Source organism: Steroidobacter cummioxidans, assembly GCF_003104955.1.
The window spans coordinates 25214-49452 of record NZ_LSRW01000011.1; the positions used below are offsets into that span (position 1 = coordinate 25214).

24 protein-coding genes are annotated in these 24239 nt (G+C 61.8%); 19 read left to right on the forward strand and 5 right to left on the reverse strand.

Annotated features, from left to right (window positions below):
* The first annotated feature begins 45 nt into the window (after window positions 1-45).
* From glmU to D0550_RS07210, 3 genes are all read left to right on the forward strand, one after another.
* Complete coding sequence (gene glmU, locus D0550_RS07200; RefSeq protein WP_116808445.1) at window positions 46-1416, forward strand: bifunctional UDP-N-acetylglucosamine diphosphorylase/glucosamine-1-phosphate N-acetyltransferase GlmU; 1371 nt, start codon at window positions 46-48, stop codon at window positions 1414-1416.
* A 135-nt stretch (window positions 1417-1551) separates the two neighbouring features.
* A complete protein-coding gene (gene glmS, locus D0550_RS07205; protein ID WP_116808446.1) occupies window positions 1552-3387 on the forward strand; it encodes a glutamine--fructose-6-phosphate transaminase (isomerizing) in 1836 nt (611 codons plus the stop codon).
* Window positions 3388-3513: 126 nt separating this feature from the next.
* On the forward strand, window positions 3514-3792 hold the full coding sequence (locus D0550_RS07210) for a hypothetical protein (RefSeq protein WP_153067078.1): 279 nt from the start codon (window positions 3514-3516) through the stop codon (window positions 3790-3792).
* Between the two features lie 144 nt (window positions 3793-3936).
* On the opposite strand, the gene D0550_RS07215 is transcribed toward D0550_RS07210, so the two are convergent.
* Window positions 3937-4350 (reverse strand): c-type cytochrome, encoded by a 414-nt coding sequence (locus tag D0550_RS07215; RefSeq protein ID WP_116808448.1) that lies wholly within the window; start codon window positions 4348-4350, stop codon window positions 3937-3939.
* Window positions 4351-4482: 132 nt separating this feature from the next.
* Between D0550_RS07215 and D0550_RS07220 the strand changes: the two genes are divergently transcribed.
* The 5 genes from D0550_RS07220 to D0550_RS07240 all read left to right on the forward strand — a co-directional run bounded on the left by D0550_RS07220 (window position 4483) and on the right by D0550_RS07240 (window position 7499).
* On the forward strand, window positions 4483-4965 hold the full coding sequence (locus D0550_RS07220; RefSeq protein WP_116808449.1) for an FKBP-type peptidyl-prolyl cis-trans isomerase: 483 nt from the start codon (window positions 4483-4485) through the stop codon (window positions 4963-4965).
* A 197-nt stretch (window positions 4966-5162) separates the two neighbouring features.
* Window positions 5163-5480: a DUF2934 domain-containing protein gene (locus tag D0550_RS07225; RefSeq protein ID WP_206606148.1), complete on the forward strand. Its 318-nt coding sequence runs from the start codon at window positions 5163-5165 to the stop codon at window positions 5478-5480.
* Window positions 5481-5549: 69 nt separating this feature from the next.
* On the forward strand, window positions 5550-5978 hold the full coding sequence (locus tag D0550_RS07230) for a CBS domain-containing protein (protein WP_116808451.1): 429 nt from the start codon (window positions 5550-5552) through the stop codon (window positions 5976-5978).
* A gap of 211 nt (window positions 5979-6189) precedes the next feature.
* A complete protein-coding gene (locus tag D0550_RS07235) occupies window positions 6190-7128 on the forward strand; it encodes an ATP-binding protein (protein ID WP_116808452.1) in 939 nt (312 codons plus the stop codon).
* A gap of 38 nt (window positions 7129-7166) precedes the next feature.
* A complete protein-coding gene (locus D0550_RS07240) occupies window positions 7167-7499 on the forward strand; it encodes an STAS-like domain-containing protein (protein WP_116808453.1) in 333 nt (110 codons plus the stop codon).
* A 60-nt stretch (window positions 7500-7559) separates the two neighbouring features.
* Here D0550_RS07240 and leuA read toward each other — a convergent pair whose 3' ends face one another.
* A complete protein-coding gene (leuA, locus tag D0550_RS07245; RefSeq protein ID WP_116808454.1) occupies window positions 7560-9257 on the reverse strand; it encodes a 2-isopropylmalate synthase in 1698 nt (565 codons plus the stop codon).
* 345 nt (window positions 9258-9602) lie between these two features.
* Here leuA and D0550_RS07250 point away from each other — a divergent pair, with 345 nt between their 5' ends.
* Window positions 9603-10145: a hypothetical protein gene (locus D0550_RS07250; protein ID WP_153067079.1), complete on the forward strand. Its 543-nt coding sequence runs from the start codon at window positions 9603-9605 to the stop codon at window positions 10143-10145.
* Between the two features lie 197 nt (window positions 10146-10342).
* Entirely contained in the window at window positions 10343-10510 is a 168-nt protein-coding gene (locus D0550_RS34835; RefSeq protein ID WP_161965682.1) for a hypothetical protein, read from the forward strand.
* A 3-nt stretch (window positions 10511-10513) separates the two neighbouring features.
* On the opposite strand, the gene cysQ is transcribed toward D0550_RS34835, so the two are convergent.
* The 3 genes from cysQ to cysD form a co-directional block, all read right to left on the reverse strand.
* Window positions 10514-11314, reverse strand: a complete 801-nt coding sequence (cysQ, locus tag D0550_RS07255) for a 3'(2'),5'-bisphosphate nucleotidase CysQ (RefSeq protein ID WP_116808456.1) — start codon at window positions 11312-11314, stop codon at window positions 10514-10516.
* Window positions 11315-11324: 10 nt separating this feature from the next.
* The gene (gene cysN / locus D0550_RS07260; RefSeq protein WP_116808457.1) at window positions 11325-13250 is read right to left on the reverse strand and encodes a sulfate adenylyltransferase subunit CysN; all 1926 of its coding nucleotides are present in this window, start codon (window positions 13248-13250) and stop codon (window positions 11325-11327) included.
* Window positions 13251-13321: 71 nt separating this feature from the next.
* Window positions 13322-14224 carry a sulfate adenylyltransferase subunit CysD gene (cysD, locus tag D0550_RS07265; protein WP_116808458.1) on the reverse strand — a complete coding sequence of 301 codons (903 nt, stop codon included), beginning with the start codon at window positions 14222-14224 and terminating at the stop codon, window positions 13322-13324.
* Window positions 14225-14485: 261 nt separating this feature from the next.
* Here cysD and D0550_RS07270 point away from each other — a divergent pair, with 261 nt between their 5' ends.
* The 9 genes from D0550_RS07270 to D0550_RS07310 all read left to right on the forward strand — a co-directional run bounded on the left by D0550_RS07270 (window position 14486) and on the right by D0550_RS07310 (window position 24231).
* Window positions 14486-15988 carry an efflux transporter outer membrane subunit gene (locus D0550_RS07270; protein ID WP_116808459.1) on the forward strand — a complete coding sequence of 501 codons (1503 nt, stop codon included), beginning with the start codon at window positions 14486-14488 and terminating at the stop codon, window positions 15986-15988.
* 43 nt (window positions 15989-16031) lie between these two features.
* Window positions 16032-17477 (forward strand): efflux RND transporter periplasmic adaptor subunit, encoded by a 1446-nt coding sequence (locus tag D0550_RS07275; protein WP_116808460.1) that lies wholly within the window; start codon window positions 16032-16034, stop codon window positions 17475-17477.
* Between the two features lie 5 nt (window positions 17478-17482).
* Window positions 17483-18199 carry an ABC transporter ATP-binding protein gene (locus D0550_RS07280; protein WP_116808475.1) on the forward strand — a complete coding sequence of 239 codons (717 nt, stop codon included), beginning with the start codon at window positions 17483-17485 and terminating at the stop codon, window positions 18197-18199.
* Window positions 18199-19410 (forward strand): ABC transporter permease, encoded by a 1212-nt coding sequence (locus D0550_RS07285; RefSeq protein WP_116808461.1) that lies wholly within the window; start codon window positions 18199-18201, stop codon window positions 19408-19410. Before D0550_RS07280 ends, D0550_RS07285 begins: the two co-directional genes overlap by 1 nt.
* A gap of 24 nt (window positions 19411-19434) precedes the next feature.
* Entirely contained in the window at window positions 19435-20229 is a 795-nt protein-coding gene (locus D0550_RS07290; protein WP_153067080.1) for a phosphatase PAP2 family protein, read from the forward strand.
* 71 nt (window positions 20230-20300) lie between these two features.
* Entirely contained in the window at window positions 20301-21410 is a 1110-nt protein-coding gene (locus D0550_RS07295) for an S-(hydroxymethyl)glutathione dehydrogenase/class III alcohol dehydrogenase (protein WP_116808463.1), read from the forward strand.
* A 32-nt stretch (window positions 21411-21442) separates the two neighbouring features.
* Window positions 21443-22288, forward strand: a complete 846-nt coding sequence (fghA, locus tag D0550_RS07300) for an S-formylglutathione hydrolase (RefSeq protein WP_116808464.1) — start codon at window positions 21443-21445, stop codon at window positions 22286-22288.
* Window positions 22285-23466 carry a multidrug effflux MFS transporter gene (locus tag D0550_RS07305; RefSeq protein WP_116808465.1) on the forward strand — a complete coding sequence of 394 codons (1182 nt, stop codon included), beginning with the start codon at window positions 22285-22287 and terminating at the stop codon, window positions 23464-23466. Before fghA ends, D0550_RS07305 begins: the two co-directional genes overlap by 4 nt.
* A gap of 69 nt (window positions 23467-23535) precedes the next feature.
* Complete coding sequence (locus D0550_RS07310) at window positions 23536-24231, forward strand: DUF4351 domain-containing protein (protein WP_116808466.1); 696 nt, start codon at window positions 23536-23538, stop codon at window positions 24229-24231.
* Window positions 24232-24239 lie beyond the last annotated feature (8 nt).

The window sequence follows — 24239 nt, forward strand, 5'->3', positions numbered from 1 at the left end:
TGCGCCCCCATCGTGGCCGCGTTGGCCTGCAACCACCCATTGCCCATGCCCTTGTCCATCGTGATCCTGGCCGCCGGCCAGGGCAAACGCATGAAGTCGGACCTGCCGAAGGTGCTCCAGCCCCTGGCCGCTCGCCCCATCCTGTCGCATGTGCTGGACACCGCGAAGCAGTTGCAGGCGGACGCCATCCACATCGTGTATGGCCACGGCGGCGAACAGGTGCAAAAGGCGCTGGCGTCGGAACCGGTGAACTGGGTGCTGCAGGCCGAGCAGCTCGGCACCGGCCATGCGGTGGCCCAGGCCATGCCGGCCATTCCGGACGATCACGACGTACTCATTCTGTACGGCGACGTGCCATTGGTTCGTCAGCCCACCCTGCAAACGTTGCTCGAGCAGTGCAATGCCAAGGCCATGGGCGTGCTCACCGTCGTGCTTGCCGATCCGACCGGCTATGGCCGCGTCGTTCGTGACAACGCCGGCAACGTGGTGCGCATCGTCGAGCAGAAGGATGCGAACACCAAAGAGCGTGCCATTGGCGAGATCAATACCGGTCTCATGGCCGTGCCCGCGGCTGCGCTGCGTAAATGGCTTGCCGAGCTGAAGAACGACAACGCGCAGGGTGAGTATTACCTCACCGACATCATCGTCATGGCTGTGCGCGCAGGCATGAAAGTGAATGCCGTGATCGCGCCGACGGAAATGGAAGTGCTCGGGGTGAATGACAAAGTGCAGCTCGCCCAGCTCGAAGGTGCATTGCGCGCCGAGCGGGCGCGGGCGCTGATGATCAATGGCGTTACGCTGGCCGATCCGGCACGCATCGATATTCGCGGCAAGGTCACGGTCGGCCGCGATGTTTTCATCGACGTGAATGCGGTGCTCGTCGGCACTGTCGAGCTGGGCGATCGCGTTCGCATCGGACCGAATTGCTATTTGAAGGACTGCCGCATCGAGGCGGATACCGAGATTCATCCGAACTGCGTTATCGATCGCGCCGTGGTCGGGCCTCGCAATGTCATCGGTCCGTTCGCCCGCCTCCGACCGGAAAGCGTCCTGCACAGCGACGTCCACATCGGCAATTTCGTCGAAGTGAAAAAGAGCGAGATCGGCCAGGGCAGCAAGGCCAACCACCTGACCTACCTGGGCGACGCCACGGTCGGTAGCAACGTCAACGTCGGCGCCGGCACGGTCACCGTGAACTACGACGGCGTGAACAAACACCGCACCGAGATCGGCGACGGCGCCTTCGTCGGCTCAGGGTCCATGCTGATCGCACCGCTCAAGATCGGCGCCAACGCCAATACCGGCGCTGGCTCGACCATTACCAAGAACGCTCCGGAAGGCAAGCTGACCCTGGCGCGTGCTCGCCAGGTCACCCTCGACGGCTGGAAGCGGCCTCAGAAAAAGCCCAAGGAGTAGGGCGGCGGAAACCAGCGGTCGAAAGGGCGCTTTTCGGCCGCCGCCCGGGCTGTGAGACTTTCCGCAGCCCCAGGGAACCCCGGTCGGCTACACTCCCTTTTTCATAAACCTTGGGCTTACGGAACCTAATTCCCCATGTGCGGCATCGTCGGCGCGATTGCGGATCGCAACATCGTTCCCATCCTGATCGAAGGCCTGCGGCGCCTGGAGTATCGAGGTTATGACTCGGCCGGTCTGGCCATTCTGAATGGCACCGGCCATCTGCGCCGGCTGCGCACCGTCGGCAAAGTTCGCAAGCTGCAGGACGCCCTGCTCGAGACCCCCGTCGACGGTCACCTGGGCATCGCACATACGCGCTGGGCGACCCACGGCGTGCCGTCCGAGCGCAACGCCCACCCGCATATCTCGCGGGACGGCATTGCGATCGTCCACAACGGCATCATCGAGAATCACGAGGAGCTGCGCGAGGAGCTGACCAAGCTCGGCTATCAGTTCACCTCCGAAACCGACACCGAGGTGATCGCGCATCGCATTCACTTCCACAAGCAGAAGCTCGGCGACATTTTCCGCGCGGTCCGGGCTACCGTCGCGGAGCTGGAAGGCGCTTATGCGCTGGCAGTGGTTTCCGAAGATGCACCCGAGACCATGATTCTCGCCCGCGCCGGCTGCCCCGTCGTGATCGGTGTCGGCAATAACGAACACTTCGTTGCCTCCGACGTCGCAGCGTTGCTGCCCGTGACTCGCAAGTTCATCTTCCTCGATGAAGGCGACGTCGCCGAGATCCGTCGCACCGGCGTGCGCATCCTCGATCACGAAGGCAACAACGCCCAGCGCCAGGTTCGCGAAAGCTCGCTGTCCGCCGATGCGGCCGAGAAGGGCGAGTTCGCGCACTACATGCTCAAGGAAATTCACGAGCAGCCTCGCGCCATCGCGCAAACGCTGGAAGAGCGCGTCGCCGGCGGCAAGCTGCTCGAAGCCGCGTTCGGCCCGCTCGCGACCGAAGTGTTCCGTCGCTGCGAGGCGGTGCAGATCGTCGCATGCGGCACGAGCTATCACGCCGGCGCGGTCGCCAAGTACTACATCGAGCAGATCGCGCGTCTGCCTTGCTGGGTCGAGATCGCGAGCGAATATCGCTATCGCAGCCCGGTCGTGCCGAAGAACACATTGTTTGTTTCGATCTCGCAATCCGGCGAGACCGCGGACACGCTGGCCGCGCTGCGCATGGCCAAGCAGTCCGGCTATCTCTCGACGCTGTCGATTTGTAACGTTCCGGAAAGCTCGCTGGTGCGCGAGTCCGAGCTGGTGCTGCTGACGCGCGCCGGCCCGGAAATCGGCGTCGCCTCGACCAAAGCGTTCACGACGCAGCTGTGCGCGCTCGGCATGCTGGTCATCGCGCTCGCCAAGTTCCATGGCACCGATCCCGAGCGCGAGCGCGGTCTCGTGCAGCGGCTGATCGAGATCCCGAGCCTGGTCGAGAAGACCCTGCATCTCGACGAGACCATCAAGAAACTGGCTGAACGGTTCGCCGACAAACATCACGCCCTGTTTCTCGGCCGCGGCCAGATGTATCCGATTGCGATGGAAGGTGCGCTGAAGCTCAAAGAAATTTCATACATCCACGCCGAAGCCTATCCGGCCGGCGAGCTCAAGCACGGCCCGCTCGCGCTGGTCGATGCGGACATGCCGGTGATCGCGGTCGCGCCAAACAACGACCTGCTGGAAAAGTTGAAATCGAACCTGCAGGAAGTGCGGGCACGCGGCGGGGAGTTGTATGTATTCGCCGATCCGGATTCAGGCTTCCAGCCCTCCGAAGGCGTCACTGTCATCACTATGCCGAAGCACGTCAGTCATTTCCAAGCCTCCGCGGTTTACACCGTGCCGCTGCAACTGCTGGCGTATCACTGCGCCATCCTGAAAGGCACGGATGTGGACCAGCCGCGGAATCTGGCGAAGTCGGTGACGGTGGAATAGTGATGTTGTAGTCGGCGCCCTGCGCGATCGTCGTCGCCGTCCCACGGTCACTCGGAGGCGGGCCGATTGTATGGTCACCGGTGTCGTGCCACGCTGCCTGTTACCACAGGCCGCGGAGACACTGTCATGAGCCGATACCGTCAATTCGCTCTGCTGATGTTGATGTCCGTCGCATCAGCGACGTTCGCTATGGGGCAGACGACGCAGCCACCTCCGAGCAGCACCGAGCCGAGCGGCGCTGCGAGTCCGCACCAGCAGCAGGCAATGCAAGATCAGATGATGAAGGACTGCATGAAGAAGGAGCATCAGAAGGATTCGTCCATGTCCAAGGATCAGCTGAAGAAAGATTGTCAGAATCAGATGAAGATGCAGCAGCAACAGCAGCAGCAACCGCCGAGAGAGTAGGGCGCCGCGAGCACACGCTTCATCAGTACGAACTGCGACGCCCGGATTTCAAGCGACGGGATCGCGTGAGTCCGGACGTTCGCTGGTCAGTTCGTCGGCATGACTTTTTATCGACGCGCAGGCGCAGTCGGCCCCTGCTGAACATCACTTCTGGCACTGACTTGGATCGCTGCTGACCTCTTTCAGATACGCGATCACATCGGCGCGATCGGCGGCTTGTGAAAAGCCGGGGAAGCCCATGATCGTGCCGGGCAGGAAGATGTACGGTGCGGTGATGAACTCATCGATGGTCTGCTCGTCCCAGACCAATCCCGACGAGCGCATCGCTTCCGAATAGGGAAAGCCAGGCACAGTGCCGGCTTTGCGGCCGATCAAGCCACAGTGCAGTGGCGCGTCGGCGGTGCTGGCGGAGAGGGAGTGACAGGCCGCGCACTCCTTGGCGTACAGCTCCCCGCCTCGGGTCACATCTCCGCCGCCGCTTTTGGAGCCACACGCCGACAGCGCCAACGGCAGAACACAGGCCCACAGCCACGATCGATTCAACTTCGGCGAATACATTCAGGCACCTACCACCCTCCCCGGGCGCGGCGGAGTATATCCAACCTGTCCCGAGCTGCCGACGCGCGGGCGTTTGCGTCCCCGATGGTCCATAATGCCGCGTTTCGGCCACCAGACTTTCCGGGCCCTGTCATGCAAATCACCAAAGACGCCGTCGCACTGATCCACTACACGCTGACCGATGATGAAGGCAAAACCATCGACAGCTCGGCCGGCGGCGAGCCGCTCGCCTACATTCATGGCAACGGCAATCTGATCCCGGGCCTGGAGCGCGAGCTCGAGGGCAAGGGTGAGGGCGACAAGCTGGACGTGAAAATCACGCCGGCGGACGGCTACGGCGAATTCGACAAGGCGCTCATCCAGCAAGTGCCGCGTCGGGCGCTGAAGGGTGTAGGCAATCTTCATGTCGGCATGCAGTTGCATGCTCAATCGGAGCATGGCGTGCGCGCTGTGACCATCACTCAGCTGCAGGGTGACATGGTGACGCTCGACGGCAATCACCCGCTGGCCGGCAAGAATCTGAACTTCAAGGTCGAGATCGTCAGCGTGCGTGCTGCGACCGAGGAAGAGCTGTCGCACGGCCATGTGCATGGTCCCGGCGGTCACCACCACTGATCAGATCGCGACCGGCGTACGCACTGGCAACGTGCGTACGCCGAAGTGCCTGCACCAGCCTGAGTGCGTCCGCCGCACTCTGGATCGCGAGTTTCCGACATTTCCCGGTCATATCCGCACCGTAGAATGACGCCGCCTCGGTGGCACATTCCATGCTTAATTGAGGGAGTGATCTCTCACGGTTCGAGGAAATGTCGATGGAAATCAGCACTGACACCTCACCCGCCAAGCGCAGCCGCGCCAAGCCCAAGGTAGTCTCTACAAGCCCCGCGCCAGCGAAGTCGGCATCGGCAAAAAAGCCGCGTGCTCCTCGCAAATCACCGACAGCGAAGCCAGCACCCGCCGCTGACGTGGCCATCGTAGCCGCCACGCTCGAGCCGACATCGGAAGATGTGGGCGCCATGATTGCCATGGCCGCTTACTACCTCGCGGCGGCTCGCAATTTCGCGCCCGGGCACGAATTGGAAGATTGGCTGGAAGCCGAGCGCGCCGTACACGCCAGACTTTACGGCTGACGTCTGCACGCATTTCATCGAGTCTGCTTTTGGGAGTAGGCTGGTCCTCCGAAAAGAAGGAGGGCCGCGATGCTACGCGTTAGTTACCTGCTTGCCTTCAAGAACAAGAACGTCTGGACCATCGGTCCCGAGGAGCCGGTGCTGGAAGCCATTCAGCTGATGGCCGACAAGCATATCGGTGCGCTGCCGGTCCTGCGCGACGAGGAATTGGTCGGCATCGTCTCGGAGCGCGACTATGCCCGCAAAGTGATTCTGATGGGCCGCTCCAGTTCCGATACGCCGGTCTGGCAGATCATGAGTTCTCCCGTCAAAACGGTGACCCCTGACGAAGGGGTGCACCGTTGTATGGAGCTGATGACGGAGCTGCGCATCCGTCACCTGCCGGTCGTCGAGAAGAGCCGGATGGTGGGCATCATTTCGATCGGCGACCTGGTGAAGGCAGTGATCGAAGAGCAGCAGCAGACCATCACCCATCTGGAACGTTACATCGCTGGGTGATGGTGTAGGTGGATGCGAGGGCCGTTCGCGCGGGATGAGGCGCGAGGATTGCTGCGCAGATCGCGCGCCTCACCTGTGCGATGGCCGATCTGGCTCGACGATGAAATACCTAGAAGACAGAGGGTTGATGGATTCTGTCAGCCGGTCGTAGGTACAACGCCGGGATCTCGCGGCGATCACGCTCGTCGCCGTGCAAATACCCCGATCGCTCTTGGATGCAAAGCCCGGTGCCGCGCTCCAGCTTCTGACCCAGGTCGCCGCATCGTCGCTGCAGACAGTGGAATTGGACGCAGCCGAACTGGCGGTAATCCAGCCCGTCGGCGTGTGCCTGTTGGCCAATGCCGCTCGATACCTTCAGCGCGCCGGCAAGCGACTGCTGATTCGCAATGCCAGTCACAAGGTGAGCCAGGCCTTGGCCGATTTGGCTGCGCCCGTGGTGTTGCAGGGGAATGGGAGTATCGAGTCCTGGCAAGGACCCATGTTCGCCATGACCGTTGCATCTCCATCGGAGGCGAACGCGGTTGCCAACCGTATATCCCAAAGGATCGCCGAATTCATTCCGGCTGAGGACCGGGTGGCGATGCTGCAAGACAGATACGGAGTGCTCATCCATCATGCCGTCCAGCCCGCTCTCGCCCACATACTTTCCGAGCTGCTCGATAACGTCTTCTCACATGCACGCACGGTCGACCATCCCAGCCCCATGGCCTGGTTGGTGACCCAGTGGTACTCGGAAGGAGATCTGGTTCGAGTGGCTGTCGTCGACGACGGTTGCGGTCTTCTGGCTTCGTTGCGAGGGCTGCACGAGCCGCCCAAAAATCACTTCGAGGCGGCGGGTCTGGCGTTCAAGCCATTTGTGTCCAGCAAGAATATTCCGTCGATGTATGCCGAAAGGAGGCATATGGGGTTGGGGCTTACGGTGTGCCGCGACATTTGCCAGCGTCTAGGTGGCTGCATCTATGCGATTTCCGGAAACGCGTGGGTCGCAAATGCTGGATTGCCGGAGGAGAGGCGTCACAAGTTGGAAGCGCCTTATCAGGGCACTATCGTCAGCTTGGAGTTTCATCGCCGCGCCGCCACGACGCGCACGATTCAGGATATTCTTACGAGATATCAAGGCGTGCCACATTTGCGCGCTCGTTTCTCTTGATGTCTACTTATGCATAGCGACGCCACCGGGGAAACAGCATGTCTTTAGCATGTGAAACCACCATCGCCGCCGGTCCAGATCCATCCGTTTTCATTTTGGGAACGAGAGATGTGGCGACCCCTCTGCGCGTACAAGTAGAGGCTGCGCTGGAGCATGGGATGGGGTCGGTTTGTGTCGATTTCGGCGGGCTGCTCGTGAGTCAGTCGTTCATGGATGAATTTTTGGGCGTGATGATTCTTCGTCACGGCCCGTCGATCCTCGAGCGCGTCGTTTTCCGCAATTGTAATGACGATGTGAAGGCCGCCGTTGAATTGGTGGCTTCTGTGCGGGGCGCTGACTACGGCAAGGCGCGGGCTGCGCTTTCGTCGTAGAATAATTAAAGCCGGAGCAGGGAAGGTGTCCTGCTCCGGCAAGCTCCTTCAGGGCGGTTCCTAGCCCTGGGCGGTCGCGACTGGCATTGCGTCGTCCAGCAGGCCACGCTGCAAGGCGCGATTCACGGCACTCAACACTGCGAGCAGAGATGCGGTCACGATGTTCTCGTGATAACCGACGCCGAACAGCGTGGCGCGCGCCGGCGTGGTGATCTCGACGAACGCCATCGCTTTCGCGCCGCTGCCGGTGCCCACCGAGTGCTCCTCATAGGAGAGCACGTCAAAGCGCAGGCCCAGCGCATCGACGATGGCGTCGATCGGGCCGTTGCCTTCGCCATGGAGCAGTGCGCCCTGGCCGTTGCACTTCAGCTTCAGCGCCAGGCGCTCGACCTCGTGCTGATCGCGCAGCGATGTCAGTTGATGCCCGCCATAAACATACGTGCCGTTGTCGCCGAGGAATTCGCTTTGGAACAACGACCAGATCTGTTCCGAAGACAGCTCCTTGCCGGTGGCGTCGGTCACTGCCTGCACGACCTGGCTGAACTCGATCTGCAGCCGTCGCGGCATGGTGATGCCGTAGTCGCGCTCGAGCAGATACGCGATGCCGCCCTTGCCCGACTGACTGTTCACGCGAATGACCGATTCGTAAGTGCGGCCCACGTCGCGCGGATCGATCGGCAGATATGGAATCTCCCACAGATCGCCGTCGCGGCGCGCGGTGAAACCTTTCTTGATCGCGTCCTGATGCGAGCCCGAGAACGCAGTGAACACCAGATCGCCGACATACGGATGTCGCGGATGAATTGGCAGTTGATTGCAATGCTCGGCAATGCGCGCCGCTTCGTTGATGTTCGAAAAATCCAGGCCAGGATTGACGCCCTGCGTGTACATGTTCAATGCCAGCGTCACGATGTCGACGTTGCCCGTGCGCTCGCCGTTACCGAACAACGTGCCTTCGACGCGATCGGCGCCAGCCATCACGCCCAGCTCGGCCGCCGCTACGCCGGTACCGCGATCGTTGTGAGGATGCAGTGACAGGATGATGCAATCGCGGTTCTTGACGTGACGCAGGAACCATTCGATCTGATCGGCATAGATGTTCGGCGTCGCCATTTCCACCGTCGCGGGCAGATTGATGATGACCCGGCGCTCCGGGGTCGGCTGCAGCACCGCGTTCACGGCGTCGCAGATCTCCACTGCGAAATCCAATTCCGTGCCCGTGAAACTTTCCGGGCTGTACTCGAAGCGCCACTCGGTTTCGGGATGGCGCTCGGCATGCTCGCGCACGCACTGAGCGGCCTTCACTGCGATGTCGGTGATGCCGGCGCGGTCCAGGCCGAACACCACGCGACGTTGTACCGTCGAAGTGGAGTTATAGAAATGCACGATGGCGCGGCGGGCGCCCTGCAGTGCCTCGTAGGTGCGAGCAATCAGCTCGGGGCGACACTGCACCAGGACCTGAATGGTCACATCGTCCGGGATCAGATTCTGGTCGATCAATTCGCGCACGAAGTCGAAGTCGGTCTGCGAAGCCGCGGGAAAGCCCACTTCGATTTCTTTGAAGCCGGTTTTCACCAGCAGATCGAACATGCGCCGTTTACGGGCGCCGTCCATGGGCTCGATCAGAGCCTGATTGCCATCGCGCAGATCGACGCTGCACCACTGGGGCGGCGCGCTGATGACTTTGTTGGGCCAGGTGCGGTCTGGCAACGGGATGGGAGCGAACGATCGATACTTACTTGAAGGTTCCTGCAACATGGTTCCGTTTTCCTATTCGCGGCTGACCGTTACGGGGCCAGCCGGTGAAAGCGAGAGCGAACTAGAGGCTTTGTTTTTTGCGCCGGTCCCACCGTCTTTGCGGGGGAGGCGTGAGGTGTTTTTTTGCGTCTAGCGACGCAGGTGCAGGCGCGCACGCAGCAGCCCACTGCCATGGGGGGGCAGAGCAGACATTTGCTGGGTCGTACGCATGTGCATGAATCTAGCAGGGAGGCTCCGAGAAACGCAAGGAGTTCCTGCGACAATCCGCTATCAAGGTCACATCGAGTAGGGGAACTGCTCCCCGCGGCCCTGGATTGGTTGGTTATGGTGCAACGGAGTCATCGCATGGTTGGCCGCTGCAGGATGGGCCTGATTACGATTCTGTTAGCGGTGGCGTCGGGACTGGCCCAGGCGGTAGCCCAGGAAGGGCCCTTTCAGATCGTCTGGGTCGTCATCGGCGAAGCGTCTAGCGTCTCCGACAAGGACCCGGCACACGCCGGACGGCAACTGTTCATGGCCTCCGACCTGGTCTCGAAAAGTCTCGCCAACGTTCGCGTGGAACAGGTCGAGGTCGCACCGATCGTCAATGAGCTCGCCATCGGACAGCGACTGTGCCTGGCGAACATGAGTATTCGGGCCTTGGGACCGGGCAAAGAAATGGTCGGCGGCGCGCCGTTGTCGATCTCGGTGCGACAGGATCAGAAGCTGCGGCTCGGCCTGAGCCGGAGCAAACGAGATATCTGTTTGCAGCCGAGTGCACCCGGCGAATATCCGGTGCGCCTCACCAGTATGTTGCCGGCCCGCGATGGCACCACCCGTGGCGCGCAAGTGTACTTGCGCGTGAGCCAGCCGAATAAAATACCCAGTCCGTCGGCAGATATTCCCTAAAGGGGTCGCTCGCCGATTTCACGCGTTCTTCACGCGCTCTATCACTTTGCCGTCACGAGCCGGGGGCAAAGTCTCCATCATGAAAACCAGAAACTCATTGCAGGGCTGCATTGCCGCGCCTTCAGTTGCCGAAGCTGCGCTCATGCCGCGCAACTGGAGCGCTTCCGGACAGGTTCTACAGCTGTGGAGTACGACCCGTGAACATGCATACCAGGCTCGTTGGCGCGTTCGATGCAATCATTCTGTGTTCGCTGGCGGCCGCAACCGTGGGAATGTTGCTCGTGTTGCTCGAACCTTCATTCGACAACAGCTCACCTGAAACGATGGGCAAGCATGCGACAGTGACGGTCGAGCAGATTGCGTAACGATCAACGCAACGACAGGATCTGCAGCCAATCTCGTCCGCGATCGCCGTACACGAGGAAATGCGGATTCAGCAGCTCCGCTTTGGTGTTGTAACGCAAGCGCTCACCGTCCGTTTTGACGACCGCGCCGCCGGCGGCCTCGACCACTGCTTGTGCGGCCGCCGTGTCCCACTCGCTGGTCGGGCCGAAGCGCGGATAGAAATCCGCGCTGCCTTCCGCGATCAGACAAAACTTCAGCGAGCTGCCGACCGCGACCAGTTCATAGGGAGCGAGCTTCGGCAGATATCGATCCAGCGAGTCGCCGCGATGTGAGCGGCTGCCGACGATTCGTAGCGGCGTACTGGCGGGCGAGCAAACCTGTAGCGGCGCTGGCCTTTGTGCGGCCACTTGCTTGAACGCGCCGCTGCCAGTCACGCCGGTGTACGTCGTGCTCGTCACCGGCACATGCACCACGCCGAGCACGGGCACGTGGTTCTCGATCAACGCAATGTTGACCGTGAACTCGCCATTGCGGGACACGAATTCCTTGGTGCCATCGAGCGGATCCACCAGCCAGTAACGCGTCCATTGCCGGCGCTGCTCGAAGGGAATGTCGCTGGCTTCTTCCGAGAGCACGGGCACGTCCGGTGTCAGTGCACGCAATCCCTTCGAGATGATCTCATGCGAGCGCAAGTCCGCGACGGTCAGCGGCGACTGGTCCGTCTTGTGTGTGACTTCGAACTGCTCGCTGTAGACGCTCAGAATCGCGTCGCCGGCCTGCTGGGCCAGCTTGACTACGTTCGCCAACAGTTCTGATGAGGCCACGGCAGTTTCCTTACAGACCGGACAACTCGTCCGCCGGATACAGCATACCGGCGTCGCGCAGCTTGTTCATGATCTCCTCGGCTGCGGCTTCAGGCGAATACAACGCGGTGCGCAGATGAATCTCGGCATTCTCCGGCGCCTCGTACGGCGAATCGATACCGGTGAAGTTCTGCAGCTCGCCGCGACGGGCCTTCTTGTACAGGCCCTTCGGGTCGCGCTTCTCAGCCTCTTCCAGCGGGGTGTCGACGAAGACTTCGAAGAACTCTCCGCTCTGCATCAGCTCGCGCGCCAGGCGGCGCTCCGAACGGAACGGCGAGATGAACGACACGAGCACGATCAGGCCCGCGTCCACCATGAGCTTGGAGACTTCGGCGACGCGACGAATGTTTTCGACGCGGTCCGCATCCGTGAAGCCCAGATCCTTGTTCAGGCCATGACGCACGTTGTCGCCGTCGAGCGTGTACGTGTGACGACCGAGCGAGTGCAGTCGTTTCTCGACCAGATTTGCAACGGTCGACTTGCCAGCACCCGACAAGCCAGTGAACCACAGTATGCAGGCGCGCTGTCCCTTCAGCGCCGCGCGCGCCGGCTTGTTCACGTCCAGCGCCTGCCAATGAATATTTTCGGCACGACGCAGCGCGAAGCTGAGCAGACCTGCGCCGACGGTGTCATTGGAGATCTTGTCGATCAGAATGAAGCCGCCGGTCTCGCGATTGTCCGCGTACGGATCGAATGCGACGGCCCGATCCAGACTGAGATTGCAGACGCCGATCTCGTTGAGCTCCAGCTGCTTGGCGGCCAGATGCTCCAGCGTGTTCACGTTCACCTTGTACTTCGGCGCGGTGATGCTGCCAGTGACGATGCGTGAGCCGAGCTTGATGAGATAGGGACGTCCGGGAAGCATCGCTTCCTCGTGCATCCAGATGATGGTCGCTTGAAACTGATCGGCGACGGCCGGCGGCGATTCCGCTGCGGCGATGACGTCGCCCCGGCTGATGTCGACTTCATCGGTCAACGTGAGTGTGATCGATTGCCCCGCGACCGCCTGTTCCAGATCGCCATTGTGAGTGACGATGCGAGCGACCTTGCTGGTGCGGCCCGAGGGCAGTACGCGAATCGAGTCGCCCTTGCGAATCACACCGCTGGCAATCGTGCCGGCAAAACCGCGGAAGTCCTGATTCGGACGATTCACCCATTGCACGGGCAGCCGGAACGAGCGCTGCTGCAGATCGTCCTCGATCGCGACCGTTTCGAGATACTCCATGAGCGTCGGGCCCTGATACCACGAGGTCGCGGAGCTGCGCTCCAGCATGTTGTCGCCGCGCAGGGCCGACAGCGGCACCGGCACGATGTTGTCGAGGCCGATCTGGGCCGCGAACTCGCGATACTCGGTGACGATGGTGTCGAAGATCTGCTGCGAATAGCCGACCAGGTCCATCTTGTTGATGGCCAGCACGACATGCTTGATGCCGAGCAGCGACACGATGTAGCTGTGCCGGCGCGTCTGTGTGAGCACGCCTTTGCGCGCATCGATCAGAATCACCGCGACGTCGGCGGTCGAAGCGCCGGTCACCATGTTGCGCGTGTATTGCTCGTGGCCCGGCGTGTCCGCGACGATGAATTTGCGGCGGTCGGTGGAGAAGAACCGATACGCGACGTCGATGGTGATGCCTTGCTCGCGCTCGGCGGCCAGGCCATCGACCAGCAATGCGAAATCCAGCTCGCCGCCTTGCGTGCCGACCTTCTTGGAGTCGGCTTCCAGCGTGCTGAGCTGATCCTCGAAAATCATCTTGGATTCGTACAGCAGCCGGCCGATCAGAGTCGACTTGCCATCATCGACGCTGCCGCAGGTGATGAACCGCAGCAGGCTCTTGTGCTCGTGGGATTTCAGGTACGCCTGAATGTCGCTGGCGATGAGATCGGATTTGTGAGCCATGTTTCAAATTACCGAGGCCGCGCTGGGCAGCTTTGACCAGTCATTAATCATTAGTCACCAGTCACTTCGGCCTAGAAATAACCTTCCTGCTTCTTTTTCTCCATCGACGCGGCGCTGTCGTGATCGATCACGCGGCCCTGTCGTTCGGAGCTGGTCGTCAACAGCATCTCCTGGATGATCTCGGGCAAGGTGGCGGCCTCGCTCTCGATGGCACCCGTGAGCGGATAGCAGCCGAGCGTGCGGAACCGCACCGACTTCATTTCCGGCTGCTCGCCGGGGCGCAGGGGCATGCGGTCGTCATCGACCATGATCAGCGTGCCGTCGCGCCGGACGACCGGACGCCTCGCGGCGAAATACAGCGGCACGATGGGGATGTTTTCCAGATAGATGTACTGCCAGATATCCAGCTCGGTCCAGTTGGACAGCGGGAACACGCGCAGGCTCTCGCCCTTGTTCTTGCGCGCGTTGTACTGGCTCCACAACTCGGGACGCTGACGCTTCGGATCCCAGCGATGCTGAGCGGAGCGGAACGAGAACACACGCTCCTTGGCGCGCGACTTCTCTTCGTCGCGACGAGCGCCGCCGAAGGCTGCGTCGAAGCCATACTTGTCCAGCGCCTGCTTCAGGCCCTGGGTCTTCATCACGTCGGTATGCACGGCTGAGCCATGGGAGAACGGGCCGATGCCGCGATCCAGGCCGTCCTGATTGATGTGCACCAGCAGCTGCAGGCCGAGCTCCTGGGCCATCCGGTCGCGGAAGGTGATCATGTCGCGGAATTTCCACGTGGTGTCGACGTGGAGTAGCGGAAAAGGAGGCTTCGCCGGATAGAACGCCTTCATCGCCAGGTGCAGCATCACTGCGCTGTCCTTGCCGATGGAGTACAGCATCACCGGTCGCTCGCACTCGGCCACCACCTCGCGCAGGACGTGGATCGACTCGGCCTCGAGCCTCTGTAAATGGGTCAGTCTGGTCATCGAAGAATTGTGCGTTAAGGGCCTGACGAGTGCATATCGCAACTGGTACGGCGACGCGCACATCTGGTTATAAGCAGGTCACCGGTGCGGCGAGCGAACGCCAAAATCACGGTGATTTTCAGATACATATGCTTACAATCTTTTAACACTGCTGGGCGCGGCCCCGTGCTGAACTGCCATCCTGCCGCGGCAACCAACAGCAGGCCAGCTCCTGGCCGGCCATTTGTGTCGAGGGCTGGCCATCATGATGAAGTCGTCCGCATGCCAAGAACGCACTCACAATTGCCTTTGTCAGCGCCGCTAGCAGCCGAACGAAGCGGTGCCGCGGGCCTGTTCCGGTCGGTCGTGGCCGGCGCGGTGGCGCTGGCGCTGACCGGCTGCGCGGTGGGGCCAGACTATCGGCCGCCGAAGACGGTTACTCCCGACGAATGGCACCAGTTGCCGCAGACAGGCGTGCGCGTGGAGTCTGCCGACGCACCTTTGCTGGCCGCCTGGTGGACCACGCTCAATGACCCGCAATTGAATGAATTCATAGAGCGTGCGCTGGCCGACAACAAAACCGTGAAGCAAGCATACGCCCGCGTCGTTCAGGCTCGTGCACAGCGCGCCGTTGCCGGCGCGGGTTTTTGGCCAAATATCGGCTCGTCGACCAGCGCCAGCCGCACCAAATCCCAGTCGAGCTTCAACGAGCGCGGTGAAGCCGTCAGCATGGTGGGTGAAAACTATAGCGGCGGCCTGTCTGCCAGCTGGGAATTGGATCTTTTCGGGGGCCAGCGCCGCTCGTACGAAGCAGCCGCTGCACAACTCGCCGCCAGGGAGGCGGACCTGCGTGACGTGCTGGTCGTTCTGCTCGGCGACGTCGCGTTGAGCTACGTTGGGGTGCGGACCGCACAGTCGCGGCTCGATTTCGCCGAGCGCAATCTCGAAGCGCAGCGCGAGGCGCTCGACATCACTCGCTGGCGCGCCACCGCCGGTTTGACCACTGTGCTCGACGTCGAGTCCGCCAATACCAACTATCAGCAGACGCGCTCGCAGATTCCGTTGTTGGAATCGAGTCTGGTGCAAAACATGAATCGCCTGTCGGTGCTCACCGGTCAGACGCCCGGCGCGCTGGAAGCCTCGCTGCAGCAACGCAAACCGATTCCGGTCGCGCCGGTCGATGTCGTCGCCGGTGTGCCCGCTGATGTTTTGCGTCGTCGGCCGGATATTCGCAGTGCTGAACGTCAGCTGGCGGCACAAACGGCGCAAGTCGGCGTGGCGACCGCGGCGCTTTATCCGAGCTTGTCGCTAAATGGCTCCATCTCCTGGCAAGCGCTGAAGGCCAGTGATTTGCTCGATGGCAATCGTCTCGAACGCAATGGTTTGACGCTCAGTCTGCCCATCTTCAACGGGGGCGCGCTTCGTCAGAACATCAATGTGCAAAATGCACTGCTCGATCAGGCGTTGGCTTCGTACGAGTCCGTGGTGCTGGCCGCCTATGAAGAGGTGGAGAACGCATTGAATGCCTGGACCAGCGAGCAACGGCGTCATGAATCGTTGCTCGAGGCGGTCGGCAGCGCGCGGCGCGCCGCCGAGCTGGCGCTGGTTCAATACAACTCCGGACTGGTCGATTTCCAAACCGTGCTCACGGCGGATCGCCAGCTGATCTCCCTCGAAGATTCGCTCGCCGTCAGCGATGGCGAAATGACTTCCAATCTGATTCGTCTGTACAAGGCGCTCGGCGGTGGCTGGTCGGTGTTCCCGGCTGCGACCACTGGCAGTTGATCCCGCATCTCAATCACAGCGCCCAAGCACAGTTGCAAGGTCTATGGATACTGAAACCACCCACTCGACCGATCTGTCGCACACTCTGCGAGCAGGGCTCCATGAGCCGCCGGCCTGGCAGCGCTTCGCCAAATGGGCAGCGATCGCGATCGTTGTCATCGCGGCTGCGTATTACATCTTCGGTCGCGGCGACGGCAAGGCGGTCACCTATACGACGCAGGACGTCGTCAAAGGCGATCTGACCGTCACGGTCACGGCCACTGGCAATCTCGAGCCGAGAAATCAGGTCGAGATCGGCAGCGAGCTGTCCGGCCTGGTCGCGAAAGTGAATGTGGACGTGAACACCGAGGTCAAGGCGGGCCAGGTGCTGGCGGTGCTCGACACCACTCGGTTGAAGGCGCAGGTGCTGCAACAGGAAAGCTCGCTCGCCTCCGCCGAAGCGCGTGTGTTGCAGGCCCAGGCGAGCGCCAAAGAAGCTCGAGCGAACCTGGCACGCTTGGAGAAAGTGCGCGAGTTGAGCGGCAACAAGCTGCCTTCGCAGCAGGATCTCGACGTTGCCGAGGCCGCGGTTGCTCGCGCAGATGGTGAAGTGGCGGCTGCGAAGGCGGCTGTTGCGCAATCGCTCGCGAGCCTGGAGACGGTGCGCACCGATCTGAACAGGACCGAGATCCGCTCTCCTATCAACGGCGTGATCCTGGTCCGGTCGGTCGAGCCGGGGCAGACCGTCGCCGCCTCGTTGCAGGCGCCGGTGCTGTTCATCATGGCGGAAGATCTCAAGAAGATGGAATTGCACGTGTCGGTCGACGAAGCCGACGTGGGCGCGGTCGCGGTCGGCCAGGAAGCGTCGTTCACCGTCGATGCCTTCCCGAACCGGCGTTTCCAGGCGCACATCACGCAGGTCCACTTCGCGTCGAGCAACACCAAGGCGAGCTCGTCTTCTTCGAGCAGCTCCGGCCAGTCGAGTGCGACGTCCACGGGTGTCGTCACTTACGAGACCGTGCTCGAAGTAGACAATCCAGAGTTGCTGCTGCGTCCGGGCATGACAGCGACTGCCGAGATCGTCACGACGAACATCGAAGACGCGGTGCTGGTGCCGAACGCGGCGCTGCGCTTCAGTCCGGCACCTGTGAATGCCCCGAACGCCGCGCCGCAGGGCGGCGGTCCGTTGTCCGCGATCATGCCGAGAATGCGTATGGGGCCGCGTGGTGGCCAACAGCAGAGGGGCACGGGTCGCCGCATGGGCCGTGCCTATATTCTCGAAGCTGGCAAGCCGGCGATGGTGATGTTCCGTGCGGGCGCGACCGACGGCCGCATGACTCAAGTGCTGCCGATCGAGCGGCCGCCCAATGCTGAAGGGAATCGTCCCGCCGGCGGTAACGGCAACACTCCCCCGGGCGTCGATCCGGAGGAAATGCGCAAGGCGTTCGAGCGCAAGCTCGAACCAGGCACCAAGGTGATCACTGATGCTTCCGGGATGCCGGCGCCGTGACCGGCATGCCTTCGGGTCCCACGCCCGTCATCGACCTGTCGCAGGTGACCAAAATCTATGGTCGCGGCGAGGGCGAGGTGCGAGCGCTACGTGGCATCGACTTGCGCATCAACGCGGGTGAATTCGTCGCCGTGATGGGGCCCAGCGGCTCGGGCAAGTCGACGTGCATGAATATTCTCGGCTGTCTCGATACGCCGAGCGGCGGAACCTATAAGTTTCTCGGCATGCCTGTCGGCAGCCTGAATCCCGATCAACGCGCACTGTTGCGCCGGAATTATCTCGGCTTCGTGTTTCAGGGCTTCAATCTGTTGAGCCGCACGACGGCGTTGGAAAACGTCGAGCTGCCGCTCGTCTATCGACACGTGCCGAAAGAAGAGCGTCGCGCACTGGCGCGCAAGGCGTTGCAGGAAGTGGGCTTGGGCGGACGTGAATCTCACGTGCCGAGTCAGTTGTCTGGCGGCCAGCAACAGCGCGTCGCGATAGCGCGTGCCATCGTGACGCAGCCGCAAGTGCTGTTCGCCGACGAGCCGACCGGCAATCTGGATACGGCCACCAGCGCTGAAATCATGAAGCTGCTGACCGGCTTGAACGAACAACGCGGCATCACCATCGCGATGGTCACGCATGAGCCTGATATCGCCGGCTGGACCCGCCGCATCGTGCGCTTCCGTGACGGCCACATCGAAAGCGATCAGGTCAACGAGCCGGTGCGGGAACTGTAATGTTCGGTAACGCCATCATCCTCGCGTTGCGAGAGATCCGTCGCAACGTGCTGCGTTCGACGCTGACCATCCTGGGCATCGTCATCGGCGTTGGCGCCGTCATCACCATGGTGACCATCGGCGAAGGTGCGACGGCTCAGGTGCAGGCGGACATTCAAAAGCTCGGCTCGAATCTGCTCCAGGTCTTTCGCGGGCAAGGGTTCGGGGGCGGTGGCGGCGCACGTCAGTCTGCTCCGCCGTTTTCCATGGACGATGTCGAAGCGATCAAGAACGAAATCTCCGGCGTGCGCACGGTGGCGCCGACCATTGGCACGGGCGCGCAGGCGATTTACGGCAATTCCAACTGGTCGACTCAGGTGCAGGGCACCGACGATCAATACATCTCGGTGCGCGATTGGCCGCTCGCCAGCGGTCGTAACTTTTCCGATTCCGAGCTCAGAGCGGGCGCTGCGGTTTGTATTCTCGGTGCAACTGTACAGCGTGAACTGTTCAGTCGCGAAGATCCGGTCGGCGCGAACATTCGTCTGGGCAAGCTGTCGTGTCAGGTCATCGGCACGCTGTCGTCGAAAGGTCAGTCGGGCTTCGGTCAGGATCAGGACGACCTGGTGATCGTGCCGCTGCGAACCATGCAGCGACGCATGGTCGGCAACGCCGACGTCAATTCCATCATGGTGTCGGCGCGCGATGGTGTGTCGACCGAGAAAGTACAGGCCGACATCGAATCGTTGCTGCGTGAGCGGCGCAAGGTCCGTCCGGGCGGCGATGCCGATTTCAACGTACGCGATCTGAAGGAGATCAGCAGCGCGATGACGCAGACGACACGCGTGCTCACGAGCTTGCTCGCTGCGGTTGCGGCGGTGAGCCTGCTGGTCGGCGGTGTCGGCATCATGAACATCATGCTCGTGTCTGTGACCGAGCGAACGCGTGAGATCGGCACACGCCTCGCGGTCGGTGCCATGGCGCGAGATGTCCTGCTGCAATTTCTCATCGAAGCGGTGACGCTGGCGGCGTTCGGCGGCGTCATTGGTATCGCGTTGGGATTGACGGCCGGCGCACTTGCCACTCACGCGTTCAATGTACCGTTCGTGCTAAACGTGGGCATCGTCATGCTGTCGTTCGCCTTCTCGGCGGCGGTCGGCATCGTCTTCGGCTATTTCCCTGCGCGTCGCGCCGCGCAGCTCGATCCCATCGAGGCGTTGCGGCACGAGTAGTGGGGATCCAGATGGGTGACCGTCATGTCATCACGATCTGCGATCATTTTGTGCGCACTCTTGCTGTCCGGCTGTGCCACGTTGCCGAACGGCAAGGGCTGGGGTGAACAGGCGACGATTGCGCCCGGCTGGAAGCAGGTCCGGGAATCCGCTGTGAACGCCGCCAAAGACCCATGGACCTGGGGGCCGCTGCTCGGCGCCGCGGCTTTCCAGATCGACGATTTCGATCGACGCACTTCGGATTGGGCACGCGACAACACGCCGATCTTCGGCTCGCAGCAGAGCGCCGAGCAGTGGAGCGACGATCTGCGCGACGCGTCCGCCTATGCCAACTACGTAACCATTCTGGCGACGCCCAGCGGACCCGAGCCCGGCGAGTGGTTCCTCAACAAGCTGAAAGGAACATTGGTAAACGTCGCCGCGGTAAGCGCCACCGGCGCGATCACCAACCTGTTGAAGGACGCGGTCGGGCGCGAGCGGCCGAATGGTGCCGATGACAAGAGCTTTCCTTCCGGCCACACCTCCTCCTCCGCGGTCCACACTCGACTTGCGTCTCGTGAGCTGCAGTCGATCAAAATGCCCGACGCTGCGCGCACCACGCTCGACGTCGGATTGCATGCACTCACGATCGGCACCTCGTGGGCGCGCATCGAAGCGGGCTGGCACTATCCGTCGGACACGCTCTTCAGCATGGCGCTCGGCAATTTCATCGCGTCGTTCGTCAACGACGCTTTCATGGGACTGTCACCGTCGCAGCCGGCGCTAGCTGTGCAGGTCGTGGACGAGGGGGCAGTGCTCGAGGTGCACATGCGCTTCTAAGCGGGTGGCGCGACCTCGCCCGAAGGAGGACAATCCCAGGCCCCCGATCAGCCATCCCAGCACCGCACGCCATGAAAACCCGCGCCGCCGTCGCCCTTGCCGCTGGCAAGCCTCTCGAAGTCATGACTTTGGACCTGGACGGCCCGCGCGATGGCGAAGTGCTGGTGGAGATCAAAGCGTCGGGCGTGTGTCATACCGACGAATTCACCCGCTCGGGCGCCGATCCCGAAGGCTTGTTCCCGGCCATCTTCGGTCACGAAGGCGCCGGTGTCGTAGTCGATGTGGGCCGCGGTGTGACTTCGCTGAAGAAAGGCGATCACGTCATTCCGCTGTACACGCCCGAGTGTCGGCAATGTAAGTCGTGCCTGTCGCAAAAGACGAACTTGTGTACGGCCATTCGCGCGACCCAGGGCAAGGGCTTGATGCCGGACGGCACCAGCCGCTTTTCCATCGGTAAGGATATGGTGCATCACTACATGGGTTGCTCCACGTTCTCCAACTACACCGTAATGCCGGAGATCGCGCTCGCCAAGATTCGCGAGGACGCACCGTTCGATAAGGTCTGCTACATCGGCTGCGGTGTCACGACCGGGATCGGAGCGGTCATCAACACCGCCAAGGTCGAGCCGGGCGCCAACGTCGTCGTGTTCGGATTGGGCGGCATCGGTTTGAATGTGATTCAAGGCGCGCGGCTGGCCGGCGCCAACAAGATCGTCGGCGTCGATATCAATCCGTCGCGTAAGGCACTGGCCGAGCAGTACGGCATGACGCACTTCGTCAATCCGAAGGAAGTGGAGGGCGATTTGGTGCCCTATCTCGTATCGCTCACCGATGGCGGCGCGGATTACAGCTTCGAGTGCGTCGGCAATGTCGAGCTGATGCGTCAGGCGTTGGAGTGCTGTCATCGCGGCTGGGGCGAGTCGATCATCATCGGCGTCGCCGGTGCGGGTCAGGAAATCAAGACGCGGCCGTTCCAGTTGGTCACGGGGCGCGTGTGGAAAGGCACGGCGTTCGGTGGTGCGCGTGGCCGCACCGACGTGCCGAAGATCGTCGACTGGTACATGGACGGCAAGATCAAGATCGATGAGCTGATCACGCACCAGATGCCGCTCGACGACATCAACAAAGCGTTCGATCTGATGCACTCGGGCGAGTCGATCCGTTCGGTGGTGGTCTATTGATCCAACCTTCAGTCAAGCGAAAGGTGCGCGTCATGACACTCAATCTCGTTTCGGAACATGCCTGCTTCGGTGGCTGGGTGCGTTTCTATTCGCACGAGTCGCGCGAGTGTCGCACTGAGATGCGTTTTTCCGTGTTCGTGCCGCCGCAGGCAGAGCAGGGCAAGGTGCCGGTGCTCTATTACCTCGCCGGTCTCACCTGTACCGAAGAAACATTCATCGTCAAAGCGGGCGCGCAGCGCGTGGCTGCCGAGCTGGGATTGATGCTGGTTGCGCCCGATACCAGCCCGCGCAAGGCGCGGGTTCCGGGCGATGATGCGAATTGGGATTTTGGGCTGGGCGCCGGCTTCTATGTCGATGCGACTCAGGAGCCGTGGTCGCAGAACTATCGCATGTACAGCTATGTCACGCGGGAGTTGCCGGAGATCGTTCAATCGCTGGGTTCGGGGCGTGCGGACCGACAGGGAATCTTCGGTCATTCGATGGGCGGTCACGGCGCGCTCGTGTGCGCGCTGCGCAACCGGGATCAGTATCTGTCGGTGTCGGCGTTCGCGCCGATTTCGGCGCCGATGCAAGCGCCGTGGGGACACAAGGCGTTCGGTGGGTATCTGGGCGACGACCGCAACCAATGGAAGCAATATGACGCCAGCGAGCTGATTCGGGCGCAGCGTTACTCGCGGCCCATTCTCATCGATCAGGGCGATCGCGATAAATTCCTCACCGAGCAGCTGAAGCCGGAGATCTTCGCCGACGCCGCGCGCGCGTCAGGTAGCGAGCTGCACTATCAACTGCGGCCGGGCTACGACCACGGCTACTACTTTATTTCCACCTTCATGGAAGATCATTTGCGGCATCACGCGAGGCAATTGAGCTCCGCGTGACCCGATCGCCACGTCGCTTACCCGGCTGGCTGATACTCGTCGCTGCGATGACCGCCATCGGGCCGGTCTCGATCGACATGTATCTGCCCGGCTTTCCTGCCATCGAACGTGACTTCGCCACCCGTGGTGTCGAAGTCACGATGGCGGCTTTCATCATCGGCATTGCCGTCGGGCAGCTGTTCTATGGGCCGATCAGCGATCGCTTCGGTCGCAAGCCGCCGTTGTATGTCGGCTTCGCCGTCTACATGATCGGCGCGCTGGGCTGCGCATTGGCCACCAACATGACCATGCTGACCGTGATGCGTGTCGTGCAGGCGCTGGGCGGCTGTGCGGGGTTGGTGATTGGTCGTGCGATCGTGCGTGATCGCTGTGAGCCTCACGAGGCGGCACGCGCCTTTACGACACTCACCATGATCGTCGCGCTCGGGCCGGTGCTCGCGCCTGCGATCGGTGGCGTGATCGTGACCCACCTTGGGTGGCGCGCGACTTTCGTGGTGCAGGCGGCGATAGCGCTGACTCTGATGCTGACCATGCATCGGGTGCTCACGGAATCCCATGTCACTCGCGATACCTCCGTGAGCTTCGGCGACATTCTTCGCAACTACGCACGGCTGAGTCGCGATCGTCACTTCATGGCGCTCTCTTTGCTGCTCGGTTTCTCGATGGCGTCGATGTTTTGTTACGTGACTGGCGCGCCTACGGTGATCACACAGAACTACGGGCTGTCGGCCCAGCAGTTCGGCGCGCTGATCGGGTTGAACGGACTGGCATTCATGTCGGCCAGCATCTTGAACATGCGCGCGCTGCAGACGATGACGCCGCGTCAGGTGCTGGGCCGGTATGTGTGGGCATCGCCGCTGCTCGGCCTGGCTTTGTTGGTATTGAGCCTGCTGTTTGCTTTGCCGCTGTGGGCGGTTGTGTCGCTGCAGCTACTGTTCTTTGTCACCGTCGGCCGCGTCGGTCCCAACGTCTCCGCACTCGCTCTTGCCCCTCACGGCCGTGCCGCCGGCACTGCTTCGGCGTTGATGGGCGCTACGCAGTCGGCGCTGACTACGTGCGCCGGCGTTGCCGTCGCAATATTCAACGACGGCACGGTCCACACGCTGGCTGCCATCATGACGGCAGGCGCGGCGCTCGCTTTGCTTTGTTATTTATGGATTCGGCGCACGATATCCTAGTGTGCATCCGACCTCGCTAAGCCGTCTCTTAGCGTCAAAATTCAGGTCACGGAATATCGCGCCGATCTGGTGCTATCGCTTTCCGACGGAGGCTCGATACTGGGCATCATCGTCGAGGTGCAGCTGTCGCGTGACGATAGGAAGCGCTTTGTCTGGCCGGCGTACGTTGCCAACTTGCGCGCGCGTTGGCGCTGCCCTGTGTGCTTGCTTGTTGTTTGCACGGACCCTGCCGTCGCGCGCTGGGCTGCGAAGCCCGTACAGCTCGGCTGCAAGAACGTGTTTGTTCCGCGGATTCTCGGTCCTGATGCGGTTCCTGAGATCCTTGATGCGGTTGACGCGGCCCTGGACCCCGAGCTGGCGGTGCTATCAGCGATGGCGCATGGTCATGACGCCGATGTAGCAAAAGCCGCACGCATTGCTGCTCTCGCGCAGGGGGTCAGCGCCGGGCTCGACGCTGACCGCTCCAGGTTATATCTTGATTTGGTTATAAACTCAGTCAGTGAGGCAGTCCGCGGGGCCCTGGAACAGACTATGCTTCCATTCAAATATGAGTATCAGAGCCATTTTGCCAAGCACTATGTCGCGGAGGGGCTGGCGCAAGGGCGCATCGCGCTCATTACGAGGCTGTTAGCGGCTCGATTTGGTTCGTTGAGCGACGAAGTGAGGGGCAAAATTGCGGCGAGCTGCATTGAGGAGCTGGATGCAATTGGCGATCGCTTGCTGACCGCCGCAAGTTTGGAAGAAGCGTTAGCTCCGAAGAGCTAACGCCGCTT

Excerpts from the sequence above, each read along its gene's own strand:
- glmU (WP_116808445.1), top strand. The coding sequence starts at position 46 with ATGCCCTTGTCCATCGTGATCCTGGCCGCCGGCCAGGGCAAACGCATG.
- glmS (WP_116808446.1), top strand. The coding sequence starts at position 1,552 with ATGTGCGGCATCGTCGGCGCGATTGCGGATCGCAACATCGTTCCCATC.
- D0550_RS07210 (WP_153067078.1), top strand. The coding sequence starts at position 3,514 with ATGAGCCGATACCGTCAATTCGCTCTGCTGATGTTGATGTCCGTCGCA.
- D0550_RS07215 (WP_116808448.1), bottom strand. The coding sequence starts at position 4,350 with ATGTATTCGCCGAAGTTGAATCGATCGTGGCTGTGGGCCTGTGTTCTG.
- D0550_RS07220 (WP_116808449.1), top strand. The coding sequence starts at position 4,483 with ATGCAAATCACCAAAGACGCCGTCGCACTGATCCACTACACGCTGACC.
- D0550_RS07225 (WP_206606148.1), top strand. The coding sequence starts at position 5,163 with ATGGAAATCAGCACTGACACCTCACCCGCCAAGCGCAGCCGCGCCAAG.
- D0550_RS07230 (WP_116808451.1), top strand. The coding sequence starts at position 5,550 with ATGCTACGCGTTAGTTACCTGCTTGCCTTCAAGAACAAGAACGTCTGG.
- D0550_RS07240 (WP_116808453.1), top strand. The coding sequence starts at position 7,167 with ATGTCTTTAGCATGTGAAACCACCATCGCCGCCGGTCCAGATCCATCC.
- leuA (WP_116808454.1), bottom strand. The coding sequence starts at position 9,257 with ATGTTGCAGGAACCTTCAAGTAAGTATCGATCGTTCGCTCCCATCCCG.
- D0550_RS07250 (WP_153067079.1), top strand. The coding sequence starts at position 9,603 with ATGGTTGGCCGCTGCAGGATGGGCCTGATTACGATTCTGTTAGCGGTG.
- cysN (WP_116808457.1), bottom strand. The coding sequence starts at position 13,250 with ATGGCTCACAAATCCGATCTCATCGCCAGCGACATTCAGGCGTACCTG.
- cysD (WP_116808458.1), bottom strand. The coding sequence starts at position 14,224 with ATGACCAGACTGACCCATTTACAGAGGCTCGAGGCCGAGTCGATCCAC.
- D0550_RS07270 (WP_116808459.1), top strand. The coding sequence starts at position 14,486 with ATGCCAAGAACGCACTCACAATTGCCTTTGTCAGCGCCGCTAGCAGCC.
- D0550_RS07275 (WP_116808460.1), top strand. The coding sequence starts at position 16,032 with ATGGATACTGAAACCACCCACTCGACCGATCTGTCGCACACTCTGCGA.
- D0550_RS07280 (WP_116808475.1), top strand. The coding sequence starts at position 17,483 with ATGCCTTCGGGTCCCACGCCCGTCATCGACCTGTCGCAGGTGACCAAA.
- D0550_RS07285 (WP_116808461.1), top strand. The coding sequence starts at position 18,199 with ATGTTCGGTAACGCCATCATCCTCGCGTTGCGAGAGATCCGTCGCAAC.
- D0550_RS07290 (WP_153067080.1), top strand. The coding sequence starts at position 19,435 with ATGTCATCACGATCTGCGATCATTTTGTGCGCACTCTTGCTGTCCGGC.
- D0550_RS07295 (WP_116808463.1), top strand. The coding sequence starts at position 20,301 with ATGAAAACCCGCGCCGCCGTCGCCCTTGCCGCTGGCAAGCCTCTCGAA.
- fghA (WP_116808464.1), top strand. The coding sequence starts at position 21,443 with ATGACACTCAATCTCGTTTCGGAACATGCCTGCTTCGGTGGCTGGGTG.